Here is a 13672-nt window from a genome sequence, read left to right on the forward strand (position 1 = left end):
GTTAAGATAGCTTTACGATGATGAATGAACGAATTAAACAAAGACGCAAAGAGCTAGGTTTTACACAGCCAGCAATTGCCAAAAAAATAGGCTTAACTAAAGCCACAGTATCGCTTTGGGAATCAGGCTCTACGTCTCCCAAAGGCGAGAACCTGCATGCCTTAGCGAAAGCCTTAAGCTGCTCACCCGAATATCTTCTCTTTGGAAATAAAGAAACTAAACCGGAATCCAACGCTGAATGGGCTGGCGGATTTGAGATATGGGACAGTGATACCCCATTAGGGGAAGATGAAGTTGAAATACCCTTTTACATGGAAGTAGAGCTAGCCGCAGGGGATGGCATTCTCGATTGCCGCGAATTTAAAGGGCCAAAACTGCGCTTCACTAAGAGCACCCTTAAACGTCAAGGTGTGAATAGCGACTATGCAGCCTGTGTCAAAGTGAACGGCAACAGCATGGAGCCCATATTACCCCACGGCTCAACGGTTGGCGTGGATACCTCTGCCACCGATGTAATCGACGGCAAAATGTACGCAGTTAACCACGATGGCATGTTGCGTATTAAAGTGCTGTATAAGTTACCAGGTGGTGGCTTACGCCTGCGCAGCTACAACACGGACGAATATCCAGATGAACGCCTCGATGCCGACCAAGTTAAACAGGTCAAAGTGATCGGCAAAGTGTTTTGGTATTCAGTCCTAATATGAAATTCAATTAAAGATTAAGTAAAGTAATGGGATAGAAACAAATCTCATCTTCGTATACTCAATACTTGTATGAGTTTCTATCTTAGTATGGTAAATGATATATTTAGACTAGAGCATTAATTTTCATGATATTTAATAAGACTAACATTTTAACCTGAAAGATATTCAAAGACGGCAGATGTGGCCTCATTTTTTATATATCTAGACCTTACTTTTCCAACATAATACGCCCGCTGAATCGTGTCTTCGGATGCAGATAATACATCACGTATTGAGTTTAAAGATAGACCAAGCAGTGCTTCTATTAACCATCTTGGCAAATCAAGTAATTCAACTGATTTATCTAACTGCGACTCAAGAGCTTTAGAAATAACCTTATCATCGAAGTCATCAAAGTCACTTACCATACTGGCATATGAAGGATGATTTGCACCATATTCAGTCATACGCTTTATAGTTAAATTTTTAGCAATAATCGCGCCAGTCGCAGATGGTCTATTTTCTAATGCAAATAAACAACCAAGATTGACACTATATCTTGAACCAACTTCACTCCTAGTAGCCTTCATAGCTTCAGAATGCAAAGTAATTATACCGGTATAACAAAGCAAAGCTAATGCTTTTTTAATACTTTCAGGAGAGTTTTTATGAATCCAAAAATAACAACTAGTCTTTTTATCAAGCTTTAAATACTCATCATTCTTCTCTTTAAGATCAGGTAGAACTGTCGATTCAATGAACTCACGCCCCCACTCAATAAATCCTTTGAATCCAGAATATTTTGTAGCTAATAGTGAGTGTTCCTCCCAAATATCATTTTTGTAAAATTCTTTTACAACATTGTCAACTTCCCGTGAGGAAACAGCCGATGCTCTCGTTAAAGTTTTTAATAAAAGCCTTGGATTACCATTTGCTGCATAAGCAAGTACTGAAAAATTTTCACCATTGCGAATCATATTTGCAACCTGGGTACTATCAGACTGTTTTTCTACTATATTTTTCATCAGATCGATATAACCAGAGCCTCTTGGGTCTCGAGCGACATCAATAAAAACCGCATCGTGAATTGGTTGGAAGTAATCACCAAATGAGGTTACGCCAGGGTAAACCGCTGCACTACAATTTATGTATGGGCTATTGATATCTCTGTAGAGCCCAAAAAACTGTCGTTGCTGTGAAGGTCTAAGAATGTGAGCAGCTTCGTCAATGTATACATTTATACTATCTATTTCTGCCTCTTCACAAATATCTTCAATATACTCTTTAAAAATATCAACAGAAGGCAACTTAGATATATCTAAATCATCAGTTAAGGGCGCATTCCAAGTCCCTTCAAACTCGTCTATCAACTTAGATAAATAATTATCATCTTGTAACTCACTAGAACCCAAGGTAACCGTTGGAATAATAACCCCTACCTTTGTTAAACTTCTAATTGTTGCTGAACATATTCTAGCTAACATCCAATAATAAAAATTTTTTTCAGAAGAAAGTTGAAGTATGGCACCTTGAGTAAATGATATGTAAACAGGCAGGACTTTATTAATGCTAAAACTATCTCTTAACTCAGCCTCAGCTACACGCATTAAAAATGACTTACCAACACCTCTACTACCAACCAAAATTATCGGCGAGTCACTTTTCAACCTATCGATAATCACTCGGTCATTACTTGTTTCTACAAAATAGTCTAATATTTTTGTAGGTTTTATATTTTCCGTTCTAATTTTAAAATCAGCCATATTTATTCTCTTTACTGAAAAAGGCACTCAAAACCATCGATACCACACAACTCATCGCTTGCCATTGCTTCAAGTTTTGCCAAATCAGAAGCATCTAAATCTTTTGAAAATCTCATAAAAAGTAGAAACATAGCTATAAGTTTTCCTGTTTCCATATACTCTAACCACCGTTCCAACATATCACCTTGGAATGCTATTTTTTCAGGTAAAATATTGATTTTATCAAAATTCCCATGAACAAACTCTGATGACTCACGGTACATTTTTGAGCTTAAAGATATAAAATTCCCTCCCTCATCTTCAATCCCTTGGAAAAATGCTCTGATAAAGACTTTCGAAAAAACACCATTTTCATTATCGATTAGACTGCCCCATGAAACATCTCTAATCCCAAGCTTCCAATGCCTAAGATGCAGTTCGTTAGTTGACAAATAAATAAATCTAGTTATTTGTTCTATAAAATACCGTTGAGCAATAAAAGCATATCTATATTGACCTGACAGAACAGCTTGAAATCCTAACTCAAACTCTTTGATTGCACTTATAAGCAATGTTGTATCAGTTGTTTTATTTAGTATTGATTCCCATATAGACAACTCGTCAACAAATTGAAACATATCGCTTAAATCATTTCCATTTTTCGATTCAAAAGAAGTTTCTATTATTTCTGCGATATTATTATTTAACCCAACAAAATACTCTTTTACATTCATTGCAACCCCAAAACCTAACAAGATAAAAGCTAATCATCTACTTCTACTAATGTGCGTTGACTAAATTGGTTAGTAAAACGAACTATGTTAACTACCTGTATTTAATACAACTTATCAGTTTTTCATCCACTATCATAGAAAATAATATATCAGACGCTACATTTTTTGTGACCATTTAACAAAATAGTTTACCCCAAGGATAAACCAACCAAGATAAATTACATTAATAATTGATTTATAAGGAAATAAAAATAATCTCATTAAAATTATTGATAACATTAACTCACATCATTCAAAGTTAAAAATGTATCTAATCATAACCACTTACAAGCGAAGAAATACAACAAAGCCTCACGTGTAAAAAATACCTCCGGCTTATTTTCTAGTAATGAAATTCACTTAAAGAACCCCAAAATAGAAACCAAACCGTACAGTCAAGTTTTTTAAACCTCAAGCTTGACCAATCGGTCAAGTTATCTTAACCTTCTTATGCACCCACTACAGAGGACAAGGAAATGATTCTAGCGAAAGTTCACACCACACCTAAGCAACGCGATGAGTTTCGTCTACTGGTTGCGATACGTTTTGCCTGCTTGATGGCGCTGGCCAAGGGCCACACCGACCCGATGGATTGCCCACGGGTGCAAGCCCGCTGCGCCGAGCTGGTCAAGCATTTTGCTTATCACCACCCAAGCCCTGCGTTTTCCCGCCAGTTCATTCGCCACACGGGCGAACTCGGGCTGAACTTCTGCCTGCGCTTTACTGAGCCCCAACAAGGTTTGTACGGCAAGGTGATGGTGTGGCGCAACGAATCGCAAGCCGTCACTAATGTGCATCCGCTGCACACTATGACGACAGCCACGCCCGTCGGCGGCTAAGCAGTAGAGCCGCAGAGCCGCCGCGAACATTCGCGATTTAGGCTATCTAGGCAAAGCAACCAAGGGGTGATGGTCCATATCCCGATAACGATTACGGCGACAGTTTCACCTTGTTGGAGGCAATTATGTTTTTTGTTTACGGCGTGTCCATGACCTTAGCGAAAAATCAAGCGGCCAAAAAGTGCAGCACCTCAGTAGGCGCGCACCCTAACCGCCGTCAACTGAGCCCCGACGAGTACCAAGCTAAGTTGGATGATATGGCGAAGCACTTGTTTGAAACCATGAAGCCACAACGCCTGTCGCATTCGTTATCGACGCCCGCGCTGTGCCAGCAATATATCGTGTTAGCCATGACCCAAGAAGCCCACCGCGATGTGCATATTCGCTATCACAAGCAGTCGGACAAGGTGAACCCCAAAACCAAGAAACCCATCATCAATCTGGTGGTGTTTAACGGCGAAGCCGCAGCTTAGCCCGGCTGATTCAAAAGAAGGAATAGCGCATGAACCACTTACTCCCGGGCTTTGAATCACAAGAGCGCGTTGCGTTATTGCTGTCGCTCACCCGCATTAGTTCGCCCGAGGTGATTGCCGCGTTAACGCTGCATTACACCAGCGCCCTGCCCGCCGAACGCGCGGCGGCTCGCCACGGGATCGAACTGTCGAACTTTATGCGCGGGCAAAAGAAGCTAGAGCAAATAGCCGCCACGGTCGAGGCCATTAAGGCAATCGACTGGGCCAAGCTGCAATTAACTCATTTGCAATCAAGCCCTTTGCAACCGAAGCAGGTGGCCTAAATGACTCAATCAGCGGCATTCCGCCATCTGCTAAATCATTACCGCAGCCATAAGTTAAGCCTGTTACTCAAGGCCACAACGGGCGACAGCATCAAAATCGCACTGGCACTGGGCGCGTTAGATTGCCTGTATTGGCAAGCATTGGGCAACGGTTTAACCAACCTCGCCAAGGGCATTAACCGCACCATAGTGTATTCGTACCGATATCACCCAATGCGCCTGCCCTGCCATTCGCCTGTCAGCCAAGCAAGCGACAACCAAAACAAGGAGGCGGCATGAATACGTTTAGCACCAAAGATGGCGTGGTTACGTTATCTAAGCCCTACTCCACCTTGATGTGCGATCAGCAACAAATCGAAGTGAAGTACACCCCAAACAACTATCAAGGCTGGGGCATTTGTAAGTCTTTTAACGCCATCGAGTGCAGCGACTTCGGCCAAGCCGACGCCGAAGTATTCGCACTCAACGCAGAATCAAAACTCAGGATAAAAGGAGAAGCAGCATGAACCCAATACAAGCAGCAACAGTTGAACGTGAAGAAGGTTATTGGACCCATCCAGATTTGCCCGAGTGGGATGAAGGTGTGACCCGTGTGGAGTGTGAAGCATGGGCGGCACGCCAAGGCGGCGAGTTTGTGGCGATTTGGTTTGAACTCGATGCCCCTGAAAACCTTATCGAGCGCTACTTTGACGAGGGCGATAACGATATCAGCGATTGGAACCCCGTTTGCGACAAGGCCGGCTCATTCCTGCTGAGTATTCACGACACCGAAGATGGCCCCGTCGCGCTGTTCTTCGCCCCGAAAGATAAGGAAGCAGCATGAAGCAATCTGCAGTGATCAAAGACGCTTTGCGCCAGTGGTACACCCTGCCCCGCAAACAAGCCGGCAGCTGCCAACAATTTTTAAAACGACTCGCCGAGGAATTGGCAAAGGAAGGTAAATGATGATTTCGACCCAATCGACCGTGGATCAACAAATGCAAGAGCCGCTCTTTCTTACCACTAAGGAAGTCATGACGCGCTACCGGATTAGCTCATCAGCCACGCTTTGGAAGTGGCGGAGAAACGACGGTTTCCCTGCCCCTATCCATAATGGCCGCCATTACTTAAAAGCGTCGCTCGATAAGTGGGATGAAAAACAGCAAGTCGCGGCTTGAATTGAGTTATTAAGCCTTAAGATAAAGCCCCATTTTTGGGGCTTTATTTTTGGATATTTATTGATGGACTGTTAGGCCATTAACTCATCGCCTTCGACATTACAGCCTTTACTACCGCAGTTAGTGCCTACTGCTACAGCATCAGCGATGATAGCGGCGAGACCTGTGCCGACCAGTACTATTTGAGCAATGAGCAGAACACCATCGGTTGATATCCATGCGACCACTGTCGCGATGAATGATACCGCAGCGACTATGGCTCCAAACCAGCTTAGGCCATTGACGATTGTTTTAATGACGCCTTTAATAAACCCTATATTGAATAGTTGCGAGATAAACTGAAATATCAATGTCGCCTTTTTCAACGTGGTAGAAGCACTGCTTATACCCGTGATCAGTCTCTCCAAGCCAACAGCTTCAGCCCCCAACGCTTGTACTGCCGCTTTTACCATGCTGTCAGTTCGCATAATGCGTATGCTTGCAAGTTGCAGAGCAAGCAATAACACATCAATACAGAATGTTGCGATTGATTTAGTGCAAGGTGAAATTGCCTCTAGATCAATTGCTTCTATTGCTACACTTTCGTTCTCCGTTAACGTTAAAAAACTTTGCATTTCAGTGGTCGCTTGCATTTCGACATTACTGGGCTGTTGGCCTGTGATTATGGCCGCCACAAGCTTTTCTATCTGTGCTGGTGTAGGTTGCGAATTGGGGAACCACTGTTCGAGAGTCTCTACTGACTCTTTAAGAACTGCTCCTAGATGAAATTGCTCATAAGGTCCGACAGAGGCTTGGCAATTTACGGTGCCAAACCCTGCACCATTAAACGAGGGCGATTGCTCTCCGGCCATACGAAGATAGTTACTTGGAAACGCATTTGACTCTATTGAGGTTAAGACCCCACTGACGCTGTCGCTAAGCACTGCGACATTGAATTTTTCCCAAGGACCAATCGATGCTTGGCAGTTTACGGTTCCAAATCCATTGCCATTAAAAACAGGTGAAGCTTCGCCCGCCATCCGTAAATAGTTGCTCGGAAACGCCATAGACTCAAAGGAGACTGTGCCATCGCCGTTACGAATAGCGTTAAAAATTTCCCATGGGTTTTTATCTGGATCATTTTGGTCTGCCTGACAATTAACGGTACCAAAGCCATCACCATTGAACTGTGGTGAATCCTGTCCAGACATTCTCAATAAGCATTGTGGAAATTGATTGGATCTGATCATGACAGGAAATGTTGAGGGGAATATTGGGTCACTATTTGAGGCAGAAGTGTTAAGCGTGCTCATAATAAAAGTCCTTTTTAGTTTACTAACAAAGCTATACATCGTCATTGATGACATAGCGTTTTAATGAGCTGAAAAACTGCTTCTAGCAGCCCGCGAATAGAAGGCTGTAGCGATCAGTTCATCGTTTTTAAGGTTAGTTCAAATGTGACTTTTAACAATGGCTGATTTGGCTGGGCGAGCAAGATCAATCGCGTGAGTGGCAAAGCGAACGGGTTAGATCACTCTGCCGATATTTTGATGTTTTACCGCCCCACTTTATCGGGCGGCAGCCGAGACGTTATGTATTCTAAACCAGCTTGATAGCCTGCGGTTTCTGTTGTGTCACCATTTTTGGCGACTAAATAAGTGGCTTTAAACATCATCAACCTACAGACGGTTAGATAATAAAAATCATCGTCTTGCTTGAATGCACAAACCTTTTTCCACGGTATGGTGATGGATTTACCGCTAGGGAGCGTAAACGTTAGCGTCGAGGTTGTGGCGGTTACTGTGTGGCGCCCTTCTAGGCTCGCAATCTTCTGTAAAGTTGTGTTTTCAATCGTTGGATTCAGAGTGGTTATCTTACCTGCAAACTTGCTAGCTTGATTTTCGGCGATGTTTTTTAATACCAATTTCCACGCAATTAGGTAAGCAATGGCACATATTGCGATTGCGATATATGTCTCTGGGGTGTGACTTTCTACGAAAAAATAAAACAGTATTAACGGCGATAATAACGGGACCCATAGGAATAATGCACGCAAGATAAGGGCATGCATCCGCTTAGCTAATCGCGCATGGTTTGTAATGCGTGCTGAATCTATTCTTTCCGCGATTGTGATTAATTGTTCCCGCGTGATTAAAAATTGTAGTTCCATGACGTCCTTGTTTAACACCAATCTGAGTTCTAATGCACCTCCTTATAAAGGAGCGTTACTGCGGCTTGGCACCACTACTGACTTACTGAATAAGTAAGTCATTTCCAATGGTCAGCGGCAAGCATGCCTATGCCCTTCTTTCTAACACGACTATTTTGCTATCACCCAAAGCGGCCAATTTCAGCTTATTTGTCCATTGTTCATAGGCGGCTGCTTGATCATCTAGCCAATCATGTTTGTTGTACACCGCCATCACCCCGCCGAGTAGATGACCTAGCATCTTCTCTGTGACATGGGGCAACACCCCAGCTTCTGACATTCTGGTCGATAATGTGCGTCTAAAATCGTGAATACGCCAGTCAGGAATTTCGAGTCTTGGTTTGATCTCGCGGACCAGCTTATTTACTGAAGCGATGTTGCCCGGGCGCTTAAGATCATTTGCTGCGGGAAAACTCCATGGCGAGTGATAGAGGTTCCACTGTTCTTGCAATATGTCGAGTAAGGCGGGACTGATTGGCCTTCGGATTGGCAAATTAGTTTTGCTATTGTTTATTGGGACGGTCCAGATCATCGATTCAAGATCAAAATCAGCCCGTTTGGATTTTAATATTTCTGATATCCGCGCCCCCGTTAGTAAACATGCCTTGATGGCATTGGTTACGGCTTTGGTCGCGCGGCATTTATCAAGCTCACGGATGATTTTGCCACACTCTAGAATGGTGAGTACTCGCGAACCGACTTTGGGCGCGGAGCCCACATCACTGACTCGTAGTTGAAGGACATCAACAAGCGATATCATTTGCCGGCGAACGGACCAGCTAAGTACCGTCTTTAATTGTTTGAGTATCGCGCCTGCGGTGACTCGACTCTGAATTGCCTTTTTATCGAAAAAATCTATCCACTCGCCGAGTGTGATACTTTCAACTTTGCGATCAGCAAAGGCATCATAGAGATGTGCTCTAAAACAGGATTGGTACGTAGCAACAGTGCCCGGCTTAAGTGCTGCACTTCGTGCCGATAAAAACTGTTCACAGCAATCCCTCAGGGTTGTCTGGCCCGCAAATGTGTTGCGCTGTTTCCAAAACACACGTGGATCTATATTATTTGCCACTGAGTTACGTAGCTCAGGGATCAGTTTCCGTGCGTCAGCTAGTTTCAAATCAGGATAGCGACCAAGGGTTAGCCGCCCAGGTTGATTATCAATCCTAAATCGATACTGCCATGTTATAGTCCCTGCGGGGGTAATGCGAACGCTTAAGCCGTCGCGGTCTGCAAGCTCTGGTTTCCCTAAATATGGTTTGCCGTTTATTGCACGTAACTGCGTGTCAGATAAAGACATTTTGATTACCCTGTGTACATGTGATTTTGCCATTATGACACAGAAAGAAATATGTACACAGATATGTACTCACATCGAAGAGTAGCAAACTAAATTGATGTGAATGACAACGAATCCAATCAAAGCAGTTTAACTACTAATAACATGAAGTTAGATGCTTTAGAGAAAGAAAGTAAATGAAGATGAAAGACGATAAAGCAGGGTCGATTTTTTGGCACGACTACGAAACCTTTGGGGCTAACCCAGCGAAAGACAGGCCCTCGCAATTTGCGGGTATTCGCACGGATTTAGATCTCAATATCATCGGCGAGCCTGAGACATTTTATTGTAAACAAGCCACTGATTATTTGCCGTCTCCGGAAGCGATATTGATCACAGGGATCACTCCGCAGTTAGCCAATTTAAAAGGCATCCCTGAAACTGAGTTTATGGGGCGTATTCAAGCGCTGTTTAGCCAGCCAAATACTTGTGTTGCGGGCTATAACTCATTGCGTTTTGACGATGAAGTAACCCGTTATGGCTTTTATCGGAACTTTATCGATCCCTATGCCCGTGAATGGCAAAATGGTAACTCTCGTTGGGATATCATTGATTTAGTACGCGCTTGTTACGCATTTAGACCCGAAGGCATTAACTGGCCAACCAAGGAAGATGGCTCTCCTAGTTTTAAGCTAGAACATTTGACCCAAGCCAATGGTTTAAGCCATGAGAAAGCCCATGATGCCATGTCTGATGTGTATGCAACCATTGCGATGGCAAAACTCATTCGCGAGAAACAGCCTAAGTTATATCAGTACTATTTTGACCTGCGCCGTAAGCAAGCGGTGAGCGATCAAATCGATGTGCTCAATATGCAGCCGTTAGTACACGTGAGCTCTAAAATTAGTGCGCGCAATGGTTGTACGACGTTAATTTCCCCCGTGGCGTACCATCCAACCAATAAAAATGCGGTTATTTGCGTTAATTTAGCCATGGATTTAACGCCACTCTTTGAGCTAGATATTGAGCAAATTAAGACGCGTATGTATACGCCAAGAGCCGATCTTGCCGAAGATGAATTGCCGATTGCGGTAAAACAAATTCATTTAAATAAGTGCCCTTTTATCACTTCGGCTAAAATCCTTAGCGACGAACATGCCACTCGTTTAGGCATAGATAAAGAATTTGCCAGAGAGCAATATAAGCGTCTAAAACGTCACCCAGAATTACGCGAAAAACTGGCGCTATTATTTGAGCACGATGATAGCAGAGTAACCACAGATCCTGATTTGGTGCTGTATTCAGGTGGATTCTTTAGCCAAGCAGATAAAGCGAAAATGGAAATCATCCGTCATACTCTACCGCAAAATTTGGCGGCATTAGACTTGCAGTTTGATGATCCACGTATTCCTGAAATGCTGTTTCGTTACCGCGCCCGTAATTACCCTGAACTACTCGATTACGAAGAATCTCAGCGCTGGCGTGAATTCTGTCAAAGTCGCTTAGCCGATCAAGACTACGTACTTAAATTAGAAAACCTGCTGCAAGATACGCAAGCCGATGAGACTAAGCAGAAGTTACTTGCGGCCCTTTGTCATTATTTACGTAAACTTTAAGTTGGGTAAATTCAAGCTTAAGTCTTTTATTTAATAGTCTTAAGCTTGTATATATTCGTGAATAGACTCACTCTATTAGGTACATAACTTAAATTATTTACTATCGTTCACCCAAACATTTACAGCGTATAAACGCGAGCTAACTCGCATTTATGTTGTAACAAAATTACTAGAATGTTCTTCCATGAACTTAACAAATAAGGAATCGGGAAATGCAAGATAGATTCATTCGTAGCATAACCCAACTGCCAACGCCGTTAGCCGATGCTCTCATTCCGATGTTGCACCAAAATTTTGCGGGTCACATTGATGCGCAGCAACTTGCCACACTCACAAGTACCAGCAAGATGACCGAAGCAGAAGTGTTACTTGCATTGCTGCCGATAGCCGCTGCACTGGCCAAACCGCCTATCAGTGAGTTTTATGTCGGTGCGATTGCCAAAGGCAAAAGTGGCGATATCTACATGGGTGCCAACTTAGAATTACCCGGTGAAGCGTTGTTTCATTCTGTCCATGCAGAGCAAAGCGCTATCAGCCATGCATGGCTCAGCGGTGAAAGCCAAATTGTTGATATCATAGTCAATGCCAGCCCTTGCGGCCATTGCCGTCAATTTATGAATGAACTGGTTGAAGGAAGTAAGATCAGCATTCATCTCCCTGCACAGGAAAGCCATCCACTGGCCTATTATTTACCCTATGCCTTTGGTCCAAAAGACTTAAATGTCACTTCGCCTTTAATGGCTAAGCAACAAACTGAATTTGCACTGGATAGTGCCGACCCTATGATCATCGAAGGTTTAGATCATGCTGGTTTAAGTTACGCGCCTTACACTCAGAGTTTTGCTGCCGTGGTTTTAGAAACACGCGATGGCGCAACCTATTGTGGTCGCTATGCAGAGAACGCGGCATTCAATCCTTCTATGTTGCCGATGCAGATGGCCTTGTCGAATCTCGTTCGCCATAATCGCGAGTTTAGCGATATCAGCCGCGCGGTGTTGATTGAATCATCTCAAGGAAAAATCAGTTTAGTTGGCGCGACTATGGATGCACTCCACACAGTTGCCGCCGTCGAACTTGAGCACATAGTTATCGATCCCGTCTAACTTCTGTTTCGAGATGCCAAGGTGCTTCAAAATGCCAACGGCGAAATACGTTAAGGCGTATTTCGCCGTTGGAACACTCGATTAATGCGTCAAATTTAAGTTATCTATTTTAGGCCATTTCTTCTGGCCTGAGACTCAGCTTTGCGCTGTGCCATTCTGACAAAACAAGCTTGCCGCTCCATATCTGACATAGCGCGCCAGGCTAAAATCTCATCGAGATGCCTAAAACAACCTAAGCAAATATCTTGCTGATCTAAACAACAATTGCGGATACAAGGATTGGCATTAGGATCATTCAGACCAGACGGCATATTCATTGCCACAGGGTTCAGTGAAGTGGAATCGGCGACCACCGGGAAAACTAAAGATGTCTGCCGTAATTGCGCCGCCAGCGGCCACAACAGCAGCAAGAGTCAATTCTAAGTTCTGGCTGTAGATCACAATCAGCGGGCAACCTTTTGCGAGGGTAAAATCCACCTCAGCTTGATAGAAGCCACCTGTGATCCCGACATCCATAAAACAACTGTATTCTGGGCCATAATCGACATAAGTCCAGCCAAACACCTTGCTAAAAAAGGCCTTAGAACTGGCAATATCGCGGCTCGGGATTTCCAAATAATTGATGCTGTGTTGAAGGTTCATAGACTTCCTTGCTATTTAATGAGGGACAAAATGATGGGCACAAAATGCATGAATAAAAAATGGGAGCCAAAGCTCCCATTACATCCGCGGCTTCAACTCAGGTTAACCTTGGATTAAGGCTGCGACAAGTCCAATCAGACCGCCAAACACGCCGCCCCAAATCACTAACCAACCTAAATGCGTTTGGATCATGTCTTGAACGATTTGTTTCACCATTTGCGGTGTGAGCTCGTTTAACCTTTGTTCTACTATGTTGGCAATTTTGGTTTGCAGATCCGCCATCACATTTGGCTGTTCGATTTCTTGTTTCAGCAACTCGTGGAATGCATCGCTTTGCGCCATTTCGACTAGAGAAGTTTTCATCTTCACAATAAACGGTTCTTTTAGCGGTAATAACGCATCTGTGCCGCCGAACATAGATAACATACCACCAAAGGAAGATTGCGCGACTGTGCTAATTAATGCATCAAAAGAAGGCGCTAAATCAATCTTTTCAATCACAGGCGCCAAGTCTATTTTGCTCAGCCCTTCTTTTTCAGACAGGAATCGGTCGATATTTTCTGTGGTAAAAAACTGCTTCATCATCAAATGAGCAATGCCCGCCTTAAACTCTTCGAAACGAGAAGGCACGACTCCCGAGCCATAGAGTCCGGGGACTTTCTCAAACAACATATAAACTGCAACCCAGTTGGTAATCGCACCCGATAAGGCAAACAATCCGACATTCAAGATAATTGCCGACTGCATCACGTAGCCCGCAACCACCAAAGCAGCCGCCAATAAATTTGTTACTAAACTCTTATTCAATCTCGTATCCCCTAAGGTGGCATCGATAAGATGCAAAACTGGCC

General features: G+C 43.6%; 19 protein-coding genes. 11 read left to right on the forward strand and 8 right to left on the reverse strand.

The genetic code is table 11. The features are described from left to right. The first annotated feature begins 17 nt into the window (after window positions 1-17). Window positions 18-707, forward strand: coding sequence for a helix-turn-helix transcriptional regulator (locus tag Q4Q52_RS19555; RefSeq protein WP_311991408.1), 690 nt, complete (start codon window positions 18-20; stop codon window positions 705-707). A 149-nt stretch (window positions 708-856) separates the two neighbouring features. Here Q4Q52_RS19555 and Q4Q52_RS19560 read toward each other — a convergent pair whose 3' ends face one another. Together Q4Q52_RS19560 and Q4Q52_RS19565 are read right to left on the reverse strand one after the other, a co-directional pair. Further along, the gene (locus Q4Q52_RS19560; RefSeq protein ID WP_311991409.1) at window positions 857-2449 is read right to left on the reverse strand and encodes a hypothetical protein; all 1593 of its coding nucleotides are present in this window, start codon (window positions 2447-2449) and stop codon (window positions 857-859) included. Window positions 2450-2460: 11 nt separating this feature from the next. Further along, entirely contained in the window at window positions 2461-3162 is a 702-nt protein-coding gene (locus Q4Q52_RS19565) for a hypothetical protein (protein ID WP_311991410.1), read from the reverse strand. Window positions 3163-3677: 515 nt separating this feature from the next. Here Q4Q52_RS19565 and Q4Q52_RS19570 point away from each other — a divergent pair. The 8 genes from Q4Q52_RS19570 to Q4Q52_RS19605 all read left to right on the forward strand — a co-directional run bounded on the left by Q4Q52_RS19570 (window position 3678) and on the right by Q4Q52_RS19605 (window position 5993). Next, a complete protein-coding gene (locus tag Q4Q52_RS19570; RefSeq protein WP_311991411.1) occupies window positions 3678-4040 on the forward strand; it encodes a hypothetical protein in 363 nt (120 codons plus the stop codon). Between the two features lie 125 nt (window positions 4041-4165). After that, on the forward strand, window positions 4166-4513 hold the full coding sequence (locus tag Q4Q52_RS19575; protein WP_311991412.1) for a hypothetical protein: 348 nt from the start codon (window positions 4166-4168) through the stop codon (window positions 4511-4513). A 29-nt stretch (window positions 4514-4542) separates the two neighbouring features. Further along, the gene (locus Q4Q52_RS19580; protein ID WP_012089044.1) at window positions 4543-4836 is read left to right on the forward strand and encodes a hypothetical protein; all 294 of its coding nucleotides are present in this window, start codon (window positions 4543-4545) and stop codon (window positions 4834-4836) included. Further along, the gene (locus Q4Q52_RS19585) at window positions 4837-5115 is read left to right on the forward strand and encodes a hypothetical protein (protein ID WP_311991413.1); all 279 of its coding nucleotides are present in this window, start codon (window positions 4837-4839) and stop codon (window positions 5113-5115) included. It abuts the gene before it with no gap. Continuing rightward, window positions 5112-5342, forward strand: a complete 231-nt coding sequence (locus Q4Q52_RS19590) for a hypothetical protein (protein WP_259528264.1) — start codon at window positions 5112-5114, stop codon at window positions 5340-5342. Before Q4Q52_RS19585 ends, Q4Q52_RS19590 begins: the two co-directional genes overlap by 4 nt. Beyond that, window positions 5339-5659: a hypothetical protein gene (locus tag Q4Q52_RS19595; RefSeq protein ID WP_311991414.1), complete on the forward strand. Its 321-nt coding sequence runs from the start codon at window positions 5339-5341 to the stop codon at window positions 5657-5659. The genes Q4Q52_RS19590 and Q4Q52_RS19595 overlap by 4 nt, the downstream gene beginning before the upstream one ends. After that, window positions 5656-5781 carry a hypothetical protein gene (locus Q4Q52_RS19600; RefSeq protein ID WP_012089916.1) on the forward strand — a complete coding sequence of 42 codons (126 nt, stop codon included), beginning with the start codon at window positions 5656-5658 and terminating at the stop codon, window positions 5779-5781. Before Q4Q52_RS19595 ends, Q4Q52_RS19600 begins: the two co-directional genes overlap by 4 nt. Continuing rightward, complete coding sequence (locus Q4Q52_RS19605; RefSeq protein ID WP_220592634.1) at window positions 5778-5993, forward strand: AlpA family transcriptional regulator; 216 nt, start codon at window positions 5778-5780, stop codon at window positions 5991-5993. The genes Q4Q52_RS19600 and Q4Q52_RS19605 overlap by 4 nt, the downstream gene beginning before the upstream one ends. A gap of 71 nt (window positions 5994-6064) precedes the next feature. Here Q4Q52_RS19605 and Q4Q52_RS19610 read toward each other — a convergent pair whose 3' ends face one another. The 3 genes from Q4Q52_RS19610 to Q4Q52_RS19620 form a co-directional block, all read right to left on the reverse strand. Continuing rightward, a complete protein-coding gene (locus Q4Q52_RS19610; RefSeq protein ID WP_311991415.1) occupies window positions 6065-7285 on the reverse strand; it encodes a hypothetical protein in 1221 nt (406 codons plus the stop codon). Window positions 7286-7527: 242 nt separating this feature from the next. Then, complete coding sequence (locus Q4Q52_RS19615) at window positions 7528-8142, reverse strand: hypothetical protein (protein WP_311991416.1); 615 nt, start codon at window positions 8140-8142, stop codon at window positions 7528-7530. 127 nt (window positions 8143-8269) lie between these two features. Beyond that, a complete protein-coding gene (locus Q4Q52_RS19620) occupies window positions 8270-9481 on the reverse strand; it encodes a site-specific integrase (protein WP_311900245.1) in 1212 nt (403 codons plus the stop codon). Window positions 9482-9657: 176 nt separating this feature from the next. On the opposite strand from Q4Q52_RS19620, the gene sbcB reads away from it, so the two are divergent. Together sbcB and cdd are read left to right on the forward strand one after the other, a co-directional pair. Then, window positions 9658-11076 (forward strand): exodeoxyribonuclease I, encoded by a 1419-nt coding sequence (sbcB, locus tag Q4Q52_RS19625; protein WP_311991417.1) that lies wholly within the window; start codon window positions 9658-9660, stop codon window positions 11074-11076. Window positions 11077-11288: 212 nt separating this feature from the next. Beyond that, complete coding sequence (gene cdd / locus Q4Q52_RS19630) at window positions 11289-12179, forward strand: cytidine deaminase (protein ID WP_220592629.1); 891 nt, start codon at window positions 11289-11291, stop codon at window positions 12177-12179. Window positions 12180-12283: 104 nt separating this feature from the next. On the opposite strand, the gene Q4Q52_RS19635 is transcribed toward cdd, so the two are convergent. The 3 genes from Q4Q52_RS19635 to Q4Q52_RS19645 form a co-directional block, all read right to left on the reverse strand. Then, window positions 12284-12496 carry a DUF1289 domain-containing protein gene (locus Q4Q52_RS19635; RefSeq protein ID WP_220776140.1) on the reverse strand — a complete coding sequence of 71 codons (213 nt, stop codon included), beginning with the start codon at window positions 12494-12496 and terminating at the stop codon, window positions 12284-12286. After that, complete coding sequence (locus tag Q4Q52_RS19640) at window positions 12471-12821, reverse strand: VOC family protein (protein ID WP_311991418.1); 351 nt, start codon at window positions 12819-12821, stop codon at window positions 12471-12473. The genes Q4Q52_RS19635 and Q4Q52_RS19640 overlap by 26 nt, the downstream gene beginning before the upstream one ends. Window positions 12822-12923: 102 nt before the next feature. Further along, window positions 12924-13628 carry a DUF445 domain-containing protein gene (locus Q4Q52_RS19645; protein ID WP_311891454.1) on the reverse strand — a complete coding sequence of 235 codons (705 nt, stop codon included), beginning with the start codon at window positions 13626-13628 and terminating at the stop codon, window positions 12924-12926. Window positions 13629-13672 lie beyond the last annotated feature (44 nt).

The organism is Shewanella sp. SP1S2-4, assembly GCF_031932075.1.
Lineage (GTDB): Bacteria > Pseudomonadota > Gammaproteobacteria > Enterobacterales > Shewanellaceae > Shewanella > Shewanella baltica.